Source organism: Tardiphaga sp. 841_E9_N1_2, assembly GCF_051811065.1.
GTDB classification, from domain to species: domain Bacteria; phylum Pseudomonadota; class Alphaproteobacteria; order Rhizobiales; family Xanthobacteraceae; genus Tardiphaga; species Tardiphaga robiniae.
In genome coordinates this window covers 5,270,164-5,289,037 of sequence record NZ_JBPWQC010000001.1, presented here as the reverse complement: position 1 = coordinate 5,289,037, position 18,874 = coordinate 5,270,164, and the positions used below count along the sequence as shown (strand labels likewise).

Genomic DNA, 18,874 nt, shown 5'->3' with positions numbered 1-18,874 from the left:
TCGCCTGACATGGGCCAGGTCGATTGCGACGTGGCCGGAGACCAAACCACCGTGCGCATCGCCCTCTACCAGCCAGACATTCCGCAGAACACCGGCACGATCCTGCGGCTCTGTGCCTGCCTCGATGTCGAGGCACATATTATCGAACCGGCGGGCTTTCCGACCTCCGACCGCCACTTCCGCCGCGCCGGCATGGACTATCTCGATCAGGTGTCGATCGTCCGGCACGATTCATGGCGGCATTTCGAGGACTGGCGGCGCGAGGCCGGCCATCGTCTCGCGCTGTTCACCACCAAAGGCGCGGAGCCCTATCTCGATCATCGCTATTCGGACGATGAGATTCTGCTGTTCGGCCGCGAGAGCGCCGGTGTGCCGGAGGATGTCGCGGCTGCTGCAGACAGCCGCGTTGTTATTCCCATGCGTGAGAGCCTGCGGTCGATCAATCTGGCGATGACGGTGGCCATGGCATTGGGAGAGGCCCTGCGGCAGGTGCGCGGCTGACTACCGCCCGCTCGGCACACGCGTAGCGATGTAGTCCTTGCCCCTGGCCGTGAAGGTTTCGCGTATGATGAAGCCATCCGCCGGCGACATCGGGCCGATCGGCACCGGGCCGGTGGGCATGATCAGCGTGGCATTGCCACCAACGAAGATCAGCAGGTGGCGACGTTCTGCCAGCAGCTTCTCCGACCAGGCGATCAGGCCGGAATGGATCGGCTCTTTCTGCCAGGCGAAAGGCGTGCCGGGATCGACCTGGCCATAGATGAAGCCGGTGGTCGGATAGACCGAAAACACGATCTTCGAATTTTCCGGCTTCCAGGATTCCGGCATCTCGTTGTCCTGGATCCAGACGCAATCGAAGGCGCGGCATTGCTGTGGCCGGCTGTCGTAGATCTTACAACCCTGCGCGATTGCGCAGTGCTTGCACCACTTGCCCGCCGGCTTGGCGAGGTCGTCGATGCGATAGACCTTGCAGCACATGGTGCAGGTCCCGCACCTACGCGTGGCGGCGGCAGAACTGCCGGATGTGACGAGCGACGGCTGCATGGTATCCAGGTGCGACAATTTGGCGTGATGTCATCGACCTTTGGCGGCCCGCGCCGGACATCGCAATTGACATGTCGGTGATCGGCCGGGACATCCACGGCCCAGCCGTGCTAAGAGCCGCCGCTTACCCCATATGGAACCGAGACGTGGCCCGAGCCGGATCGGACATGCCGGTTTTAGAGAGCTGAAACAGTGAGTTATGCGGTCAAAGAAATCTTCCTGACGCTGCAGGGCGAAGGTGCCCATGCCGGCCGCGCGTCCGTCTTCTGCCGGTTCTCGGGCTGCAACCTCTGGACCGGCCGGGAGCAGGACCGCGCCGACGCCACCTGCCAGTTCTGCGACACCGACTTCGTCGGCATGGACGGCACGCTGGGCGGTCGTTACCCCACCGCCGACAAGCTCGCCGACACCATCGCTGCGCAATGGGTGGGCCCTTCCGATAACCGCTATGTGGTGCTGACCGGCGGCGAGCCGCTGCTGCAGGTGGACGCCGAACTGATCGACGCATTGCATGCGCGCGGCTTCGAGATCGGCGTCGAGACCAACGGCACGGTCGCGCCGCCCGAAGGCATCGACTGGATCTGCGTCAGCCCCAAGGCCGGTGCGGAACTGGTGGTGCACAGCGGACACGAATTGAAGCTGGTCTATCCGCAACCACAGGCGATGCCGGAGAAATTCGAAGGCCTCACCTTCGAGCGTTTCTCATTGCAGCCGATGGACGGGCCGGACGCCATCAGTAATACCGCGCACGCGGTGGACTACTGCCTGCGCCACCCGCAATGGCGGCTGAGCGTGCAGACACACAAGACACTTGGGATCCGCTAAGGACCCGGACTTCTAAGGACGACGACTTCCTATGTGGGAACTGACCAAATCGTTTCGCTTCGAGGCGGCGCATGCGCTGTCTCACACCACGCTCGGTGAAGTGAGCCAGGAAATCCATGGCCACTCCTTCCGCGCCGAAGTCACCATCCGCGGCGTGCCGGATCCCGTGACCGGTATGGTGATGGATCTCGGCTTGCTCGACCGCAGCCTCGATGAGCTGCGCAAGACGCTCGACCACAAGTTTCTCAACAAGATCGAAGCGATCGGCATTCCGACGCTGGAAAATCTCTCGCGCTTCATCTGGGACCGCGTCGCCGACAAGGCTCCGGTCGTCCGCGTCGGCGTGTTTCGCGACAGCTGCAACGAGAGCTGCGTATATTTCGGGCCGAAGGGTTAGAGTCTTTATTGGAGCATGATCTCTCGACAAACGAATTCGTTTGTCGGCGAAAACCGGTATCCACTTTTCGGGATGATGCTCTAGTCTTTTCCCGTGATCATGCAGGTGGCGGTGGCATGGACGCAAAGCCTGCCATCCTTGTCGGTCAGCGTACCCTCCGTCGCGGCCATCCTGCGTCCCATGTGAATAATACGGCCTTCGGCGCGGATCGGCCCTGATGCAGCCGTCATGGCGCGAATGTAGGTGACCTTGAGATCGAGCGTCGCGTAACCGGTCCCTGCTGGCAGCGAGGTCTGCACCGCTAGCGCGATGGCACCATCCAGCATCGTGGCCGCGTAACCGCCATGCACCGTTCCGAGCGGATTGTAGTGATCCTCGTTCGGCGAGCCGACCAGCACAACCTTGCCCTGCTCTGCGGACTCGCCCTTGATGCCGAGTGTGCGGCCGATGCCGCGCGCAAATCCGCCTGCGGCGAAGGCCTGCTGCACAAGCTTCAGGCCGCTGCTCGCGTCACCAATCTCAGTTGTCATGTTTGCCTCCGCCGTCCCGTGAACATCCTTGTTATGGGACCGGGATGGCAGAGCTTGCCTATCAAGTCAATATTGTTGACCTCAAGACTTGAACTTGGCTAGTCGCGCGCCGCCTCCGCCATCACCGCCGACCATGCGGCTTGGCTGCCCGCCCCCGCCTTCTTAAAGGCACGGGCCATGATCTTGCGCTCATGACCGGATGCGATGCGCTCGACCGCGCGGCCGGCGGGCGTCAGTTCAAGAATCTTGAAACGATGCCGCGTCGGATCGCGCTTGACGGCCACATAGCCCTCATCGAGCAATTGCTTCATCGGGCGATGCAGCGCCTGTTTCGAAATCTGCAGGATCGCCAGCAGATCCGACATCGTGATGCCCTCGCCGCGCAGCACGGCATAGAGAATGCGATGGTGAACCCGAGACAGGCCGACCGTCGCCAGATACTCGTCAGCCGCACGCGTCATCCCGCGCCATCCGAAATACATCAGCGCCAGCGCATCGTCGAGCGGATCGAGTTTCTTCAGGTCAATAACATTGACTTGATTGCGGGCGGTGTTAGGCTTCATAGAAGATGGGCTCATCGAAGACTCACGACAGGGAGACGGGACGCATGTTGACGCGGCAGGACGCGATGGCATTCGCGCAGCAATGGGCTGCAAACTGGAATCGGCTCGCGATCGATACGATCGTTGATCATTTTGCTCCCGAAGGTGAGATGCGCAGCCCGCTGGCAATGAAACTGGCGGGATCATCCACCATAAAGGGACGCGACGCCATTCGCACCTACTGGCACGCCGCCTATGGCGGGCTATCCGAGCCACATCTCACCCTGGAGAGCGCCGCCTGGGACGGCGAGTTGCAGCGCCTGACGGTCTGGTGGAGCGCGCCGCTGCCCAGTGGACCGACCCGGGCGTGCGAGATGATGGATTTCGATGCCGATCACCAGATCGTCCGCAGCGAAGCCTATTATGGCGCCGGCAGCTAGGACGGCGCGGGCGGCACGTCTCATGCGCCCGCGTGCGTTTCGATGATCGCCGTGCATTTCTCGCACTGGCGCCTATAGTGGACGGACTCATCGAGAGCCCATCCCGTGCGCATCCTGCTGATCAATCCCAACACCACCGAGAGCGTCACCACGCTGGTGAAACGGCATGTCGAGGCCATCGCCGGCGATGTCGCGACCTTTGTGCCGGTGACCGGCCGGTTCGGAGCGCGTTACATCTCGACGCGCGCCTCGGCGGCCATCGCAGGCCATGCGGCGCTCGACGCCTATGCTTCTCATGGCGCCGGCTGCAATGCGGTCTACCTCGCCTGCTTCGGCGACCCTGGCCTGCTGGCTTTGCGCGAGATCGCTGATGTCCCCGTGGTCGGCATGGCTGAAGCGTCCTGCATCGAGGCATCCAGACGCGGCCGTTTCGCCATTGTGACGGGCGGCGCGCTGTGGGGGCCGATGCTCCGGGAATTCGTCGGGAGCATCGGCTTGGCCGACAAGCTCGCCAAGGTGCGCACCATCGCACCGACCGGCGGCGATATCGCGCGGAATCCCGATGCAGCACTGGCCGCGCTCGCCAGCGCTTGCACGGCCTGTGCCACGGACGACGGGGCCGAGGTCGTGATCCTTGGCGGCGCAGCACTCGCCGGCCTTGCGTCTCGCATCCAAGCTGGCGTGCCGGTACCCGTCTTGTGTTCCGTCGAAACCGGCACGCGTGCCGTGATCGCCGCAGCAGCGAAAGGTCTCGACAGCAGCCCGCCGCCTGCGCTGGAGAGCGTCGGCCTCGGCGCGGAGCTCGCAAAACTGCTTCAGCAAAAATAGCTGACCGAAACATCCCCGTGTTCGGCCTGTCATGACGCGGAGCTAGACTCAGTGCGCGTCAAACACATTTCGGGAGCCGACCATGGAATTGAAATCAGGCGATGTCGTCATGCTGAAGTCGGGCGGTTGCCCGCTGACCGTGGCCGACGTTGACGGCGACAACATCGAATGCATCTGGCTGGGCGAGGAAGGCGATCTGTTCCGCGAGACCCTTCCGCGTGCCGTGCTCGAACTCGCCCTCGTCATCCCGCATGACGACGAAGACGAGAGCGAAGAGGACGAAGCTGAAGAACACGACGACGAAGAAGAAGAGCACAAGAGCAAGGTGGCCTGATCAGGCCGCCCGCCGCCGGGCGCAAATGTCCGGCGGCGGCTTGTTGCTCATCTTTGCAGACCGAGTTTGAACGCGTCCGCCTCGATATTGCCTGCAGCACCGTCGGTCGCGAAGACCGCAACGGTTGCTTGCGCATGTTCGGGACAATGATAGACGGCGATGCCACTGCTCGGACCTCCGCCGGTATGCCCAACGACGCGTAAATTACCGGTTGTCGTTCCAGCCATAACGCCAAGGCCGTAAGCCGCGTGTTGCCACGGACGTCCTGTACCGGGATCACCCACTGCGATTCCGTGGCACATCTCGTCGCGCAACCCCACAGGCAGCAAGTCCGTCGTCATCAAGCGGTGCAACAGCATTGCGGCATCGCGCAATGTCCCGACCGCCAGCCCGTGATAGACCCAGCGCGGATCGTAAGACTGCGCATTGCCCATCCGGACATCGGCGAGATCGCTGCGTTGATTGGCGATGCGCGGCCCGACCACACCGAAGGGTTCGAGCAACCGGTGTCGTATCAAGGCATCGAGCCCCAGCCCGCTCACGCGTTCGAGATGTTCCCGGACCAGCAAATAGCCGACATTCGAATAGGCGAAATGGCCCGGCTCAATTCCGGCATGCAGAGCAGAAACTGAGTGCAGCAGCTGGTCCACCGGCCAGGCGTCTTCACCGGCAGCGACAGCCGCATGGTAGGCCGTAACAGAACCGTAGTCGGCCAGACCGGCGCGATGCTGCAACAACTGGCGGAGCGTAAAGGACTCGCCCGGCAACGCATCATCCAGACGCAACTGTCCATCACGCACCATGGTCAGTGCCGTGGCGGCAATCAGCGTCTTGGTAAAACTCCACCACGGCACAACGACGTCGGCATCATCGCTGATATCGGCAGAACCGGGGCGAATGACGTGCTTCATGGTACCGTCGAGACTTAGAGCTGATGGTCGTGCTTGAATCGCGCAATCGTTTGGTCGGCGATAACAGTCAACACATCGACCTCCATCGGAAAGTCCAGCGCCAGCCAGGCATCTTCCGCCAGCGCCAGCACATGGCCGAGCGCCGGGCCCTTGGCGATGCCGCGCGCCATGAAGTCGGCGGCCCTGAGCGGAAACACCGGCGGTGTCCATCGTTCCGGCAAGGTTACGAGCGTTTTCCACGCCTCTACATCGGCATCGCGGCCGGCGCGAGCCCAGGCGAGCATCATGCGGTTGCGATAACGGGTTTCGCCCAAGCGATAGAGCCGCCGCCGGGCATGGGGTTCATCCATGCCCTTCAGCCGCCACCAGCGATGGCCCATCGAATCCAAGGCCTTTGTTTCGTCATTGGACAGCCGCAGCTTTTGCGCAAGCCGCCGCGCATCCTCGGTGACGGCCACGCCAAGCGCGCCAAGCCGCAGAACCGCATTAGGTTTCTGCCCCAGAGCCTGCTCGATGGCGATCATTGCGGCGAACGGTCCCTTGTAGGTGACGCCGCCCGCGATCCGTAGCATCAGGCCGGCATCGACCATCGCATCCACCGCCGCGAAGGCCCCATCGGCCACCAGCAGCTTCAGCAACTCCATCCTGATACGCTCGGCCGATATTCCCGCCAGTCCATCGCGGCCGCGAATGCTGGCGAGATAGCCCTCGCGATCCGGCGCCCCGGCGCCATAGGCGGCATGAATGCGGAAGAACCTGAGAATGCGCAGATAGTCTTCGGCGATGCGCCTATCGGGATCGCCGATGAAGCGCACCCGCCGGGCATCGAGATCGGACAGGCCGCCGACATGATCGTGCACTACGCCGTCGATGGATGCGGAAAGACCGTTCATCGTGAAATCACGTCGTTCGGCATCGTGCTTCCAGTCGCGCCCGAACGCCACCTTGGCCTTGCGGCCAAAGGTCTCGACGTCTTCGCGCAATGTCGTGACCTCGAACGGTGCGCCATCGACCACCAGCGTCACCGTACCGTGCTCAATGCCCGTCGGGACGCTCTTGATATGGGCCGCCTTGGCGCGGCGGATCACTTCATCGGGCATGGCCGTCGTGGCTATATCGATTTCGCCCACTGGCAATTTCATCAGAGCGTTGCGCACAGCGCCGCCGACCGCGCGGGCTTCCTCGCCATTGCCATTGAGCAGCGCCAGCACCTGCCCGGACGGTCCTGACGTGAGCCACGACGCGTCGTGCAGTTTGCGCACGCTCATTTTTCGACCCCGGGAACGAGCCTGCCGTTTTCGATATGCGCCGGGACATAGGTCGATCCCGGCGGCGCGCCGGAAAACTGCGCCAGCAGCACGAGGCTGACAATCACCAGCACGGCGGCAGCGATGGCGAGCCTGATCATCACCGGCATCGGCCATGACGATTTCAGTGTCACGCCATTCTTGGTCGCGATGAGGAAAATGGCATAAAGCGCGAACGGGATGAGGAAAATGCCGACTTCGGTCAGAACCGGACGGATCATGTGAGCACGATCCGTTCATACAGCACGCGCAGGATGCCTGCGGTAGCGCCCCAAATATAACGTTCGGCGAACGGCATCGCGTAATAGGACCGCTCCATGCCGCGGAATTCCTTGCTGTGCAACTGATGATTGGCGGGGTCCATCAGAAACGCCAGCGGCACCTCGAATGCGCTTTCGACTTCGTTCTCGTTGATCGTGAGACTGAAGCCCGGCTTCACCCGCGCCAGCGTCGGCAGGATGCGAAAGCCGAAGCCGGTCGCATACAGGTCGAGATAGCCGATCGGCTCGACGAAGGAGCGATCGAGACCGATTTCCTCCTCGGCCTCGCGCAACGCGGCGTCCAGCGGCGAGACATCGGTCGGATCGATCTTGCCACCGGGAAACGAGATCTGTCCGGCATGATCGTTGAGATGCGCGGAGCGCTGGGTAAGCAGCACGGTTGGTTGTTCGTGTTCGACGATGCCGATCAGGACCGCGGCCGGACGGATCGGCCGCTCCTGCGCCACAATCTGGATCATGCGGTCGTTGCCGGCATCGCCGGTGACGGGAATGATGCTGGCATCGGTGAGCCCCTCTGGCACATCGAAATTCAGGCGTGCCTTCGCCCGCTTGAAAAACTCAACTGAACCGATATCCGCGGCATCCGCGTCGGTCTTCAGCATCGGCTCATTCGCCCGGCTCACTTATGTAGCTTCCCTCACCTGCTCCGCATCGGCCATGGCGAAAAACGCGCCCGCGGAGGCGATGCCGAACATCGCAGTACCATCGACCATCCGCTCCTCGCCCATGTCAACCAGATCGTAATAGACCGCCCGCGTCACCTTGGCCCACAGGTCACTGCGGACATGCAGATAGGGCGTCAACCCGCCGTCCTCAGCCATCTCGAATCGCAGCCGGTGTATGCTGTCACACTCCACCCAATCGTCCACATTGGTGCGAAACTTCAACACCGTGCCGCGCGTGTCCTGCTCCTTGAGCATCTCGACGGCGAGAAATGGGGCATCGTCCACGGTGATGCCGACCTTCTCCGCGGGGGTCACGAGAAAGTGCTTGCCGCCCTCACGCTTCAGGATCGTTGAGAACAACCGCACCAATGCGGGCCGGCCGATCGGCGTTCCCAAATAGAACCACGTACCATCGCCAGCGATTCGCATGTCGAGATCGCCGCAGAATGGCGGATTCCACAGATGCACCGGCGGCAGGCCCTTGCCGGCTTTACCGTTGGCCGCCGCATCCTTCGCCGCAGTGGTCAGGCCATCCAGCCCCTGATTTGCGATCTGCCCTTGCTTCGCCATTGTTTGCCCTGACTTTACCACTGCCATTTGGCACGTTTGGTGCAAGTCTTGAACCTCAAGTCTTGAAACGTGCGATGTCACATTCAAACTCGCCACAACGTGATGCAGTTCATAGCCGCATCCCGATATTGTGGGGATAGTTTAATTCAACAAATACATGGCCTTCGCTTAAGTTTAGCATCAGGTCCATGGAATACTAAGATGGCGTGACGACAAATGCGGCGGCGTATTTCAGGCGCCGTTCACCCGAAGGAGCAATGGATGGCTGGCGCTGACAGTGTCGAGAAACTCGAAGACGTGATTGTCCGCTCCGCGGAACAGGTGGCTGGCCAGATGCGCGCCGCCAAGGAAGCGATCTCCACTGTCATCTTCGGCCAGGAACGCGTCGTCGAAAACACGCTGGTGACCATCCTGTCCGGCGGCCATGCGCTGCTGATCGGTGTACCGGGCCTCGCCAAAACCAAGCTGGTGGAAACGCTGGGCGTCACGCTCGGCCTCGATGCCAAGCGCATCCAGTTCACCCCCGACCTGATGCCTTCAGACATTCTCGGCGCCGAAGTGCTGGACGAGAGCGTCGCCGGCAAGCGCTCGTTCCGCTTCATCTCGGGACCTGTCTTCGCACAGCTTCTGATGGCCGACGAAATCAACCGCGCCTCGCCGCGCACGCAATCCGCATTGCTGCAGGCGATGCAGGAACAGCACATCACCGTCGCCGGCGCCCGGCACGATCTGCCGAAGCCGTTCCATGTGCTGGCCACGCAGAATCCGCTGGAGCAGGAAGGCACCTATCCGCTGCCGGAAGCGCAGCTCGATCGCTTCCTGATGGAGATCGACGTCGATTATCCGGATCGCGATGCTGAACGCCGCATCCTGTTCGAAACCACCGGCGCCGAAGAAACCATCGCCAAGGCTGCCGTGACCGCTGAAACGCTGATTACCGCGCAGCGCCTAATCCGCCGTCTGCCGGTCGGCGACAGCGTGGTCGAAGCGATTCTTACATTGGTGCGCTCGGCACGTCCGGGACCGGACGCAGGCGATGCCAGCAAGCTGATCGCCTGGGGCCCAGGTCCTCGCGCATCACAGTCGCTGATGCTGGCAGTGCGTGCCCGTGCATTGCTCGATGGCCGTCTCGCGCCGTCGATCGACGACGTGCTCTATCTCGCCGAACCGATCCTGAAGCATCGTATGGCGCTGACCTTCTCGGCGCGTGCCGAAGGTCGCACAGTCCCCGACGTCATCCGTCAGCTCAAGACGCGGATCGGTTAATGGCCGCAGCGCCAGATCACGCCACGCAGGAGATCATCGCAGTCCGCCGCGCCGATGGTGAAAGCCGTTCGCTTGCTGCGTCATTGCCACGTCTGGTGCTGGAGGCCCGGCGCATTGCTGCGACCGTCATCCATGGCCTGCATGGCCGACGCCGCGCGGGCCATGGCGAAAGTTTCTGGCAATATCGGCGCTTCGTCTCCGGCGAACCGTCGCAGAATGTCGACTGGCGCCGTTCGGCGCGCGACGATCATTTGTATGTCCGTGAGCAGGAATGGGAAGCCGCGCACACAGTTTGGCTGTGGCCCGACCGGTCGCTGTCGATGGCCTTTGCCTCCAAGGGCGCGCGCGACAGCAAGCTCGAACGCGCCCTGATCGTCACCTTCGCACTGGCTGAATTGCTGGTGGCTGGCGGTGAACGCGTCGGCGTGCCCGGCCTGATGAATCCAACCTCGAGCCGCAGCGTCATCGACAAGATGGCGCAGGCGATGCTGCACGACACGACAAACCGCGCCAGCCTGCCGCCGTCCTTCGTCCCGTCGGCGCTGGCGGAGATCGTGGTGCTCGGCGACTTCTGGTCGCCGATGCCAGAGATCAAGGAAATGCTGGCGGGACTGTCGTCGTCCGGCGCGCATGGCGCGCTGGTGCAGGTCGTCGATCCCGCCGAGGAGAGTTTCCCTTACTCCGGCCGCGTCGAATTCGTCGAGCCGGAAAGCGGCAACGTGATCACCGCCGGACGGGCGCAGACCTGGGCCGAGGATTACGTCGCGCGCGTCGCCACACATCGCGAGGAAATCCGCGCCGAGACCGCCAAGCTCGGCTGGCTGTTCTCGACACACACCACCAGCCGCTCGGCGGCTGAGCTGCTGCTGTTCCTGCATGGCGGCATGATGGTTAGCAAATCTGCCGGCGGCGGCATGGTCAAGGCAGGACGTTCAGCATGATCGGTGGCTTTCCGCTCGCCTTTGCCCAACCGCTGCTGCTGCTCGGCCTGATCAGCCTCCCGGTGCTATGGTGGTTGCTGCGCGTGATGCCACCGCGCCCGCAGCGCATCGCGTTTCCGCCGACACGTCTGCTGTTCGATATCACGCCGAAGGAAGAAACCCCGTCACGCTCGCCATGGTGGCTGACGCTGCTGCGCCTGCTGGCTGCGGCGCTGATCATCTTTGCCGCGGCCGGCCCGATCTGGAATCCGCAGACCGGCACGGCCGGCAGCAATGCGCCGCTGACGATCCTGCTCGATGACGGCTGGAGCGCCGCCGCAAGCTGGGATGCACGCGTGAAAGCCGCCGACGAGCTGATCGCCAATGCCGACAGCAACCGCCGCGGCGTGGCCCTTGTTCCGCTGTCGGAACCGAACCGCGACATCACAATGCTACCCGGCGGCACCGCACGCGTCGCGCTGCGTCAGCTCTCGCCGAAGCCCTATGCGATCGACCGCGTCGATACGCTGCCCGCGCTGGAGCGCTTCCTGAAAACCACCGGCGACAGCGAAATCGTCTGGCTCTCCGATGGCGTCGACACCGGCCGTGGCGCGGACTTCACACAGGGCCTCGCCAAGACCATCGGCGACCGCACACTGACCATCTATGACGGCGGCGCGACGCCGGCCCATGCGCTGGTCGCAGCGGAAAATGCCGCGGCGAAAATGACCGTGAAGGTGCTGCGCGCCAATAGCGGCGGCCCGGATGGCGGCGTGGTGCGCGGCCTCGACCAGAAGGGATCGCCGGTTGGCGAAGCCAAATTCCTGTTCACACCGAACGACCGCGAGACCGAAGCCTCGTTCGATCTGCCCGTGGAACTGCGCAACGACATCGCGCGGCTTGAAATCACCGGCGAACGCTCCGCCGGCGCCGTGCAACTGCTGGACAAGCGCTGGCGCCGTCGCGCCATCGGCATCGTCTCGGGCGCCACCAACGATACCGCGCAGCCGCTGCTAGCCTCGACCTTCTATCTAACGCGCGCGCTGGCGCCATTCGCGGATGTGCGCCTCGGCGATCGCGGCGCGCCGCAACAGGCGATCACCCAGTTCCTCGACCAGAAGCTCCCAATGATCGTGCTGGCGGACGTCGGCACCCTGTCGCCGGAAATCCGCGAGCGCCTCAATGCCTGGATCGATGCGGGCGGCGTGCTGGTGCGCTTTGCTGGCCCACGCCTCGCGCAAGGCGACGACGATCTCGTCCCGGTGAAACTGCGCCGCGGCGACCGCAGCCTCGGCGGCAGCCTGACCTGGGAGAAGCCACAACATCTGGCGTCCTTCGCCGCCGACGGCCCATTCGCTGGCCTCCCTGTGCCGAGAGACATCACCGTGAACCGCCAGGTGCTCGCCGAACCCAACGCCGCGTTGGCCTCGAAGAGCTGGGCATCGCTGGTCGATGGCACGCCGCTGGTCACCGGCGAACGCCGCGGCAAGGGTCTTGTGACGCTGTTCCATGTCAGCGCCGATATGCGCTGGTCCGACCTGCCATTGTCTGGCACCTTCGTCGAAATGCTGCGCAGGGTCGTCGATATCTCCGGCTACACGTCCACGCCCGGCGCAGGTGTCGCCGGCGAGACCGGCGCCGAAACGGTTGCTCCGCTGCGCACGCTCGATGGTTTCGGCGCATTCACTCCGCCGCCATCGACGGCCAAGCCGCTCGCCGCCGACTATCGCGACCGCGCCACGCTCGATCACCCGCCGGGCTTCTATGGCCCTGCCGATGGTCCGCTCGCAGTTAATGCACTGGCATCGGCCGATCGCATTGAGCCTATCGATTTCTCAGGCCTGAATGCCAACCGCGCCAGCTACACCAATGCCGAACCGCGCGACCTCCGCGGCATCCTGCTCTCCACGGCACTGGCCCTGTTTTTGGTCGACGCTATCATCGTCGCGCTGCTGGGCGGCGCCATTGCCGCGATGTTCCGCCGCGCTGTGTCGACCGCACTCGCAGTTGCTCTCGCGCTGACGAGTGTGATGGGCGCACCGACGCCGTCACGCGCCGATCCGGCCAGCGACGATTTCGCCGTCAAGGCGGTGTCCCAGACGCGTCTGGCCTATGTCGTCACTGGGAATGCCGACGTCGACTCGATCGTCAAGTCCGGCATGACCGGCCTGACGCTGTTTCTCGCGCAACGCACCGCGCTGGAAGCGGGCGAGCCGGTCGGCGTCGATCCTTCTCGCGACGAACTCTCCTTCTTCCCGCTGATCTACTGGCCGATCATTCCCGGTGCCGCCAAGCCGCCGCAGGAGGCCATCAACCGCATCGACGCTTACATGAAGCAAGGCGGCACGGTGCTGTTCGACACCCGCGATGCCGCCGAAGCGCCGCCCGGACCGAACGGCGAGTCGCAGACGCCGGGCATGCTGACGCTGCGCAACATCCTGTCCTCGCTGGATGTGCCGGAGCTCGAGCCGGTGCCGCGCGAACATGTACTGACCAAGACCTTCTATCTGCTGCGCGACTTCCCCGGCCGCTTCAATTCCGGGCCGACCTGGGTCGAGACGCTGCCGCGCGACGACGGCGATGACGCAGCCTCGCGTCCCGCCCGCGGCGGTGACGGCGTGTCGCCGATCATCATCACCTCGAACGATCTCGCCGGCGCCTGGGCGATGCGGCCCGATGGCCAACCGATGCTGCCGCTGACGCCCGGCGAACCGCGGCAGCGCGAATTCGCGTTCCGCGCCGGCGTCAACATCGTGATGTACACGCTGACCGGCAATTACAAGGCCGATCAGGTCCACGCGCCCGCGCTCATCGAGCGTCTCGGACAATAGGAGCGCGAAATGCAGTACGGCATCGCGTTTACGCCCCTCGTCCCGACCATCGCGCTGTGGATCGGCCTCGCCGCCGTCGTGGTGATATCGGCGCTGCTATTGCTCGGCCGCGCCCGCGGCGCCGCCGTGCGTGTCGCCGCATTGGCGCTGATCCTGCTGGCGCTGGCCAATCCATCGTTTACGCGCGAGGAGCGTGAACCGCTCACATCGGTCGCCGCCGTCGTCATCGACAAGAGCCCGAGCCAGAATTTCGGCGAGCGCACGAAGGAGACCGAAGAGGCGCAGAAGCAACTGGTCGATCGCCTCAAGCAGGTCAAAGGCCTCGAAGTCCGTGTCGTCGAAGCCGGACAGGCTGACGGTGAGACCGACGGCACCAAATTGTTCGGCGCTCTCTCATCGGCGCTCTCCGACGTCCCAACCGACCGCGTTGCAGGTGCCTTTATGATCACCGACGGCCGTGTCCATGACATCCCGGCCAATGTCGCAGGTCTCGGCTTCAATGCGCCGGTCCATGCGCTGATCACCGGCCGCAAGGACGAACGCGATCGCCGCATCGCCATCACTGCCGCTCCCAGGTTTGGCATTGTCGGCCAGTCGCAACGCGTCACGTTTCGCCTTGACGACCAGGGCGTCACCGGCGAGCGCGCCCGTGTCGCCATCCGCCGCGACGGCGATACGCTGAGCGAGCGCACGGTGCTGTCCGGCCAGACCGTGTCAGTCGATATCGACATCAAGCATGCCGGCCCGAACATCGTCGAGATCGAAGCCTCACCGCTCGATAATGAACTGACGCTGGTCAACAACCGCGCAGTGGTCGCCATCGATGGCGTCCGCGACAAACTTCGCGTGCTACTGGTGTCTGGCGAACCGCATTCCGGCGAGCGCACCTGGCGCAACCTGCTGAAGTCCGACGCCTCGATCGACCTTGTCCACTTCACGATTCTGCGCCCGCCAGAGAAGCAGGACGGCACGCCGATCAACGAGCTATCGCTGATCGCCTTCCCGACCCGCGAATTATTCCAGCAGAAGATTCACGAATTCCAGCTGATCATCTTCGATCGCTATGCCCGCCAGGGCGTGCTGCCAATCGCCTATTTCGACAATATCGCGCGCTATGTCCGCGCCGGCGGCGCAGTGCTGGTCTCGGCCGGCCCCGATTACGCGTCGAACACCTCGATTTGGCGCACGCCGCTAGATTCGGTGCTGCCTGCTGAGCCCGTGGGTGTCAGCGAGAAGCCGTTCTATGCGCATCTCAGCGATATCGGCAAACGTCATCCGGTGACGCGCGGGCTCGAAGGCTCCAATTCCGAGCCGCCGAAATGGAGCCGCTTCTTCCGCACCGTCGAGACGCGAAACACCACCACGCCGCCTGTGATGACTGGCGCCGACGGCCAGCCGCTGCTGCTGCTGTCACGCTCCGGCGAAGGCCGCGTCGCGCTGCTGCTGTCGGATCACATCTGGCTGTGGGCGCGCGGCTATGAAGGTGGCGGCCCGCATCTCGATCTGCTTCGTCGCACGTCGCACTGGCTGATGAAGCAGCCGGATCTCGACGAGGAAGCACTCAAGCTGCAGAGTCAGGGCAAGGATCTCGTTGTGCTGCGCCAGACCATGGGCGACGCCGTGCAGCCCGTGACGGTGACCTCGCCATCAGGCAAGACCCGCGAACTGACGCTCAGTGCCGGCGAGCCCGGACTGTGGCGTGCAACCACGCCAGCCGATGAACTCGGCCTGTGGCAGGCCACCGACGGCACACTGAAGGCGCTGATCAATGTCGGCCCGATCAACCCGAAGGAATTTTCCGAGGTCACCTCGACCACCGAGATGCTGAAGCCGCTGGCGCAGGCCAGTGGTGGCGACGCCCGACGGATCAATGAGGGCTCGGGCATCGAGCTGCCGCGCATCGTGCCGGTGCGCTCCTCGACCGTATTCCGCGGCGACGGCTGGATGGGCGTGCATATGCGCGATGCCAGCGTGGTCCGCGGCGTTGGCGTGCTGCCGATGTTTGCCGGCCTGATCGGTTTGCTGTTGCTGCTGGGCGCCTTTGCGGCGACGTGGCTAAGAGAGAGCCGGTAGCTTCTTCCCTCGCCCCGCTTGCGGGGAGAGGGAAGAAGGCAGCGTTGCCGTAATCCCACAGCAGGCCGGGTTTCTATGTCCGGAGATGACTGGCCGTTGACACCCGGCCGCCCGTTGCGCGATGTTACATTATAACATCGGTGCTGGCAGACCTCTCCGCCGACCGATGCCGGGGCAGCCTGTCGGCATGAAGTGGTTTCGCGCGAATATCAGACAAGGGGCAAAGCTGGCGCTGTTCGCGCTGGCGGTGCAGCTCGTTCTGTCATTCGGCCACGTTCACGGCGGGACGGTCCATGCTGCCCCTCTCGACGCTACCTTGGCACTCTCCGCCAGCGACGTTGCGCAAACACCGGCCGCTCCCGATACTGACCACCATCACCGCGCAGCTGATCCCTGCGCAATCTGCGCCGTCATGGCGATGGCCGGTACAGCGCTGTTCGCCGCGCCGCCGGTCCTGCTGTTGCCGCAGGCTGCCGCCGTCCTGCTGCAGCGGATCACCGAGGCTGAGTTCGACCATCTCGACGCCATCAGCGGCGCATCGCAGCCGCGCGGCCCTCCTGTATCCTGACACGACCTTTGACGATCGCTGCCGCGAATTCCTCGCGAACGGCGTAACCGAAGTCAGATTCGCATCACCGCGAGTCCCGGCGCAAGCGCCCGAGCGCGCGGCCGGTGAAGTCAGGACAAACCTATGTCGATTCAATTCAAGCGCGCCCTCCTGCTCGGCACATCTGCCGTGGTGGGACTGAGCTGCCTTCCGCAATCCGCGCTGGCGCAGACGCAGCTTCCCGCCGTAGAAGTCACCGCGCCAAGCCCGATCGTGCGCCGCAAGCCAGTGCCATCACGCACCGCGCATACCCATGTCACGCGCCCCGCGCCGAACCGTAATGCCGCGCCGGTCCCCGTCGAGGCGGAGCCGGCCGTGCAGGCGCAGCAGGGCGAATTGCCGATCGTTACCGATCAGTTCGCCACCGTCACCGTGGTGCCGAATGACGAGATCCGCCGTTCCGGTGCCTCGACGCTCGGCGACCTCCTCGCCAACAAGCCCGGCATCACCGGCTCCGGCTACGCACCGGGCGCATCGAGCCGGCCGATCATCAGGGGTCTCGACGTCAACCGCGTCGGCATCGTCGAGAACGGCATCGGCAGCAATGGCGCATCCGATCTCGGCGAAGATCATTTCGTGCCTGTCGATCCGTTCGCCGCCAATCAGGTCGAAGTCATTCGCGGCCCGGCGACGCTGCGTTATGGCTCGCAGTCGATCGGCGGCGTGGTCAGCGCCTCCAACAATCGCATTCCCGACGCGCTGCCGAACTGCGCCGTGGCGGCGCCGTTCCAGAGCTATGGCATGCCGGTGAAGGCGCCGGCCGCCGGTCTCGCGGCGCCGGGCTGCATGAATGCCGAAGTCCGCACCTCGTTCAGTTCGGTGGATCGCGGTGTTGATGGCGGCATCCTGCTCGATGCCGGCGGCGGCAATGTCGCGGTTCATGCCGATGTCTATGGCCGCAAGGCCGGCGACTACAATGTGCCGAGCTATCCTTATGCCGCGCCCGGCCTCGCCTTCAACGGGCGTCAGCCGAACTCGGCTAACCAGTCGGCCGGCGCATCGGTCGGCGGCTCCTACTTCTTCACCGGCGGCTATATCGGCGCGGCGATCACACAGAACAACACGACCTATCGCATTCCGGGCGTTGAAGGCGCGCAGGTCGGCACCCGTATCGCCGGCCAGCAAACCAAGTTCACGGCGAAGGGCGAATATCGCCCGGACGCCGCGGCGGTCGAAGCGATCCGCTTCTGGGTCGGCGCGACGGACTACAAGCATAACGAGATCGGCCTTGCCGACGCCAGCGATCTCTTGTCTGACGGCGTGCGCCAGACCTTCACCAACAAGGAACAGGAAGGCCGGCTCGAAGTGCAGATGATGCCCTTCAACGCGCGCTTCGCCACGATTACTTCGGCTTTTGGCCTGCAGGTCAATCATCAGGAGCTGACGGCACCGAGCCCCGACGACATCGGCAGCCCTCTCAATGGTCTATGGGATCCGAACAAGAATACAAGGGTCGCGGGCTACAGCTTCAACGAGTTCAAGTTTACCGAAACCACGAAGGCCCAGATCGCCGGCCGCATCGAGCATGTTGAACTGTCGGGCACGACGCCATCGTCGATCCCGAACGAGTTCGATCTCAATGCAGATCCGGGCGCGATCGGGCCGGCGGTCGGGCGTAACCTGACCTTCACGCCGAAGAGCGGCAGCATCGGGTTGATCCAGGATCTGCCCTGGTATGGGCTCTCCGCCAGCATCACCGCGCAATATACCGAACGCGCACCGAAGCCGGCCGAACTGTTCTCGCGCGGCGGACATGATGCGACGGAGACCTTCGACATCGGCAATCCCAATCTCGGCATCGAGACGGCGAAGTCGGTCGAACTCGGCCTGCGCCGTGCCGCCGGTCCGTTCCGCTTCGAGCTCACCGGCTACTACACGCAGTATAACGGCTTCATCTATCGCCGCCTGACCGGCAACACCTGCGGAGATGGAGTCTGCCAGGCGGGGCTTGGCCTCGAACTGAACCAGGCGATCTATTCGCAGCGTGACGCCACCTTCCGCGGCGGCGAATTCCAGAGCCAGCTCGACGTTGCGCAAATCTATGGCGGCACATGGGGCATCGAGACCCAGGCCGACATCGTGCGCGCGACCTTCAGCGACGGCACCAATGTGCCGCGCATCCCGCCCGTGCGTGCCGGCGGCGGCCTGTTCTGGCGCGATGCCAACTGGTTCGCGCGCGTGAACTTGCTGCACGCTTTCGCGCAGAACGACATCGCTGAGATCGCGGAGACGCCGACATCGGGCTACAATCTCCTGAAGGCAGAAGTGAGCTACAAGACGCTGCTCGACTCGCGCATCTACGGCGCCAAGGAGATGACCGTCGGCGTGGTCGGGAACAACCTGTTGAACGAGAACATCCGCAATGCGGTGTCCTATAACAAGGACAATGTGCTGCAACCCGGACTGAATGTGCGGGCGTTTGCGAGTGTGAAGTTCTGATTGGTACTCGTCGTTCCGGGGCGTGCATTCAGCGCGGCTGAATGCGCGAACCCGGAACCTCATG

General features: G+C 63.8%; 20 protein-coding genes. 12 read left to right on the top strand and 8 right to left on the bottom strand.

Annotated features, from left to right (window positions below; translation table 11 throughout):
• Nucleotides 1-51: 51 nt before the first annotated feature.
• Nucleotides 52-501: a tRNA (cytidine(34)-2'-O)-methyltransferase gene (locus AB8A50_RS25345; protein WP_092139664.1), complete on the top strand. Its 450-nt coding sequence runs from the start codon at nucleotides 52-54 to the stop codon at nucleotides 499-501.
• On the opposite strand, the gene AB8A50_RS25340 is transcribed toward AB8A50_RS25345, so the two are convergent.
• On the bottom strand, nucleotides 502-1,044 hold the full coding sequence (locus tag AB8A50_RS25340) for a hypothetical protein (protein ID WP_439079301.1): 543 nt from the start codon (nucleotides 1,042-1,044) through the stop codon (nucleotides 502-504).
• Between the two features lie 192 nt (nucleotides 1,045-1,236).
• Between AB8A50_RS25340 and queE the strand changes: the two genes are divergently transcribed.
• The gene (gene queE / locus AB8A50_RS25335) at nucleotides 1,237-1,869 is read left to right on the top strand and encodes a 7-carboxy-7-deazaguanine synthase (protein ID WP_439079300.1); all 633 of its coding nucleotides are present in this window, start codon (nucleotides 1,237-1,239) and stop codon (nucleotides 1,867-1,869) included.
• A 31-nt stretch (nucleotides 1,870-1,900) separates the two neighbouring features.
• On the top strand, nucleotides 1,901-2,266 hold the full coding sequence (locus AB8A50_RS25330; protein ID WP_089262534.1) for a 6-pyruvoyl trahydropterin synthase family protein: 366 nt from the start codon (nucleotides 1,901-1,903) through the stop codon (nucleotides 2,264-2,266).
• Between the two features lie 80 nt (nucleotides 2,267-2,346).
• On the opposite strand, the gene AB8A50_RS25325 is transcribed toward AB8A50_RS25330, so the two are convergent.
• The gene (locus AB8A50_RS25325; RefSeq protein WP_439079298.1) at nucleotides 2,347-2,796 is read right to left on the bottom strand and encodes a PaaI family thioesterase; all 450 of its coding nucleotides are present in this window, start codon (nucleotides 2,794-2,796) and stop codon (nucleotides 2,347-2,349) included.
• A 98-nt stretch (nucleotides 2,797-2,894) separates the two neighbouring features.
• A complete protein-coding gene (locus tag AB8A50_RS25320; RefSeq protein ID WP_439079297.1) occupies nucleotides 2,895-3,374 on the bottom strand; it encodes a MarR family winged helix-turn-helix transcriptional regulator in 480 nt (159 codons plus the stop codon).
• 29 nt (nucleotides 3,375-3,403) lie between these two features.
• Here AB8A50_RS25320 and AB8A50_RS25315 point away from each other — a divergent pair, with 29 nt between their 5' ends.
• From AB8A50_RS25315 to AB8A50_RS25305, 3 genes are all read left to right on the top strand, one after another.
• A complete protein-coding gene (locus tag AB8A50_RS25315) occupies nucleotides 3,404-3,778 on the top strand; it encodes a nuclear transport factor 2 family protein (protein ID WP_439079296.1) in 375 nt (124 codons plus the stop codon).
• Nucleotides 3,779-3,883: 105 nt separating this feature from the next.
• Nucleotides 3,884-4,606, top strand: coding sequence for an aspartate/glutamate racemase family protein (locus tag AB8A50_RS25310; protein WP_439079295.1), 723 nt, complete (start codon nucleotides 3,884-3,886; stop codon nucleotides 4,604-4,606).
• Nucleotides 4,607-4,688: 82 nt separating this feature from the next.
• A complete protein-coding gene (locus tag AB8A50_RS25305; protein ID WP_093759610.1) occupies nucleotides 4,689-4,940 on the top strand; it encodes a YodC family protein in 252 nt (83 codons plus the stop codon).
• A 47-nt stretch (nucleotides 4,941-4,987) separates the two neighbouring features.
• Here the strand turns inward: AB8A50_RS25305 and AB8A50_RS25300 are convergent, their stop codons facing one another.
• Genes AB8A50_RS25300 through AB8A50_RS25280 form a run of 5 tightly spaced genes read right to left on the bottom strand, consistent with a single transcriptional unit; the run spans nucleotide 4,988 to nucleotide 8,674 of the window.
• Complete coding sequence (locus tag AB8A50_RS25300) at nucleotides 4,988-5,851, bottom strand: serine hydrolase domain-containing protein (RefSeq protein ID WP_439079294.1); 864 nt, start codon at nucleotides 5,849-5,851, stop codon at nucleotides 4,988-4,990.
• Nucleotides 5,852-5,865: 14 nt separating this feature from the next.
• Complete coding sequence (locus AB8A50_RS25295) at nucleotides 5,866-7,119, bottom strand: CCA tRNA nucleotidyltransferase (RefSeq protein ID WP_439079293.1); 1,254 nt, start codon at nucleotides 7,117-7,119, stop codon at nucleotides 5,866-5,868.
• Nucleotides 7,116-7,379 (bottom strand): DUF6111 family protein, encoded by a 264-nt coding sequence (locus tag AB8A50_RS25290; protein ID WP_089262546.1) that lies wholly within the window; start codon nucleotides 7,377-7,379, stop codon nucleotides 7,116-7,118. The genes AB8A50_RS25295 and AB8A50_RS25290 overlap by 4 nt, the downstream gene beginning before the upstream one ends.
• Nucleotides 7,376-8,041, bottom strand: a complete 666-nt coding sequence (locus AB8A50_RS25285) for a CoA pyrophosphatase (protein ID WP_175368851.1) — start codon at nucleotides 8,039-8,041, stop codon at nucleotides 7,376-7,378. Before AB8A50_RS25285 ends, AB8A50_RS25290 begins: the two co-directional genes overlap by 4 nt.
• A 21-nt stretch (nucleotides 8,042-8,062) precedes the next feature.
• On the bottom strand, nucleotides 8,063-8,674 hold the full coding sequence (locus AB8A50_RS25280) for a DUF1285 domain-containing protein (protein WP_439079292.1): 612 nt from the start codon (nucleotides 8,672-8,674) through the stop codon (nucleotides 8,063-8,065).
• A gap of 261 nt (nucleotides 8,675-8,935) precedes the next feature.
• Here AB8A50_RS25280 and AB8A50_RS25275 point away from each other — a divergent pair, with 261 nt between their 5' ends.
• From AB8A50_RS25275 to AB8A50_RS25250, 6 genes are all read left to right on the top strand, one after another.
• Nucleotides 8,936-9,940: an AAA family ATPase gene (locus AB8A50_RS25275; protein ID WP_089262552.1), complete on the top strand. Its 1,005-nt coding sequence runs from the start codon at nucleotides 8,936-8,938 to the stop codon at nucleotides 9,938-9,940.
• Nucleotides 9,940-10,881, top strand: a complete 942-nt coding sequence (locus AB8A50_RS25270) for a DUF58 domain-containing protein (RefSeq protein WP_439079290.1) — start codon at nucleotides 9,940-9,942, stop codon at nucleotides 10,879-10,881. Before AB8A50_RS25275 ends, AB8A50_RS25270 begins: the two co-directional genes overlap by 1 nt.
• Nucleotides 10,881-13,691, top strand: coding sequence for a DUF4159 domain-containing protein (locus tag AB8A50_RS25265; RefSeq protein ID WP_439080032.1), 2,811 nt, complete (start codon nucleotides 10,881-10,883; stop codon nucleotides 13,689-13,691). Before AB8A50_RS25270 ends, AB8A50_RS25265 begins: the two co-directional genes overlap by 1 nt.
• A 9-nt stretch (nucleotides 13,692-13,700) precedes the next feature.
• The gene (locus AB8A50_RS25260) at nucleotides 13,701-15,764 is read left to right on the top strand and encodes a hypothetical protein (protein ID WP_439079288.1); all 2,064 of its coding nucleotides are present in this window, start codon (nucleotides 13,701-13,703) and stop codon (nucleotides 15,762-15,764) included.
• A 187-nt stretch (nucleotides 15,765-15,951) separates the two neighbouring features.
• Complete coding sequence (locus AB8A50_RS25255) at nucleotides 15,952-16,332, top strand: DUF2946 domain-containing protein (protein ID WP_439079287.1); 381 nt, start codon at nucleotides 15,952-15,954, stop codon at nucleotides 16,330-16,332.
• A 123-nt stretch (nucleotides 16,333-16,455) separates the two neighbouring features.
• Nucleotides 16,456-18,810, top strand: a complete 2,355-nt coding sequence (locus AB8A50_RS25250; protein WP_439079286.1) for a TonB-dependent receptor — start codon at nucleotides 16,456-16,458, stop codon at nucleotides 18,808-18,810.
• Nucleotides 18,811-18,874 lie beyond the last annotated feature (64 nt).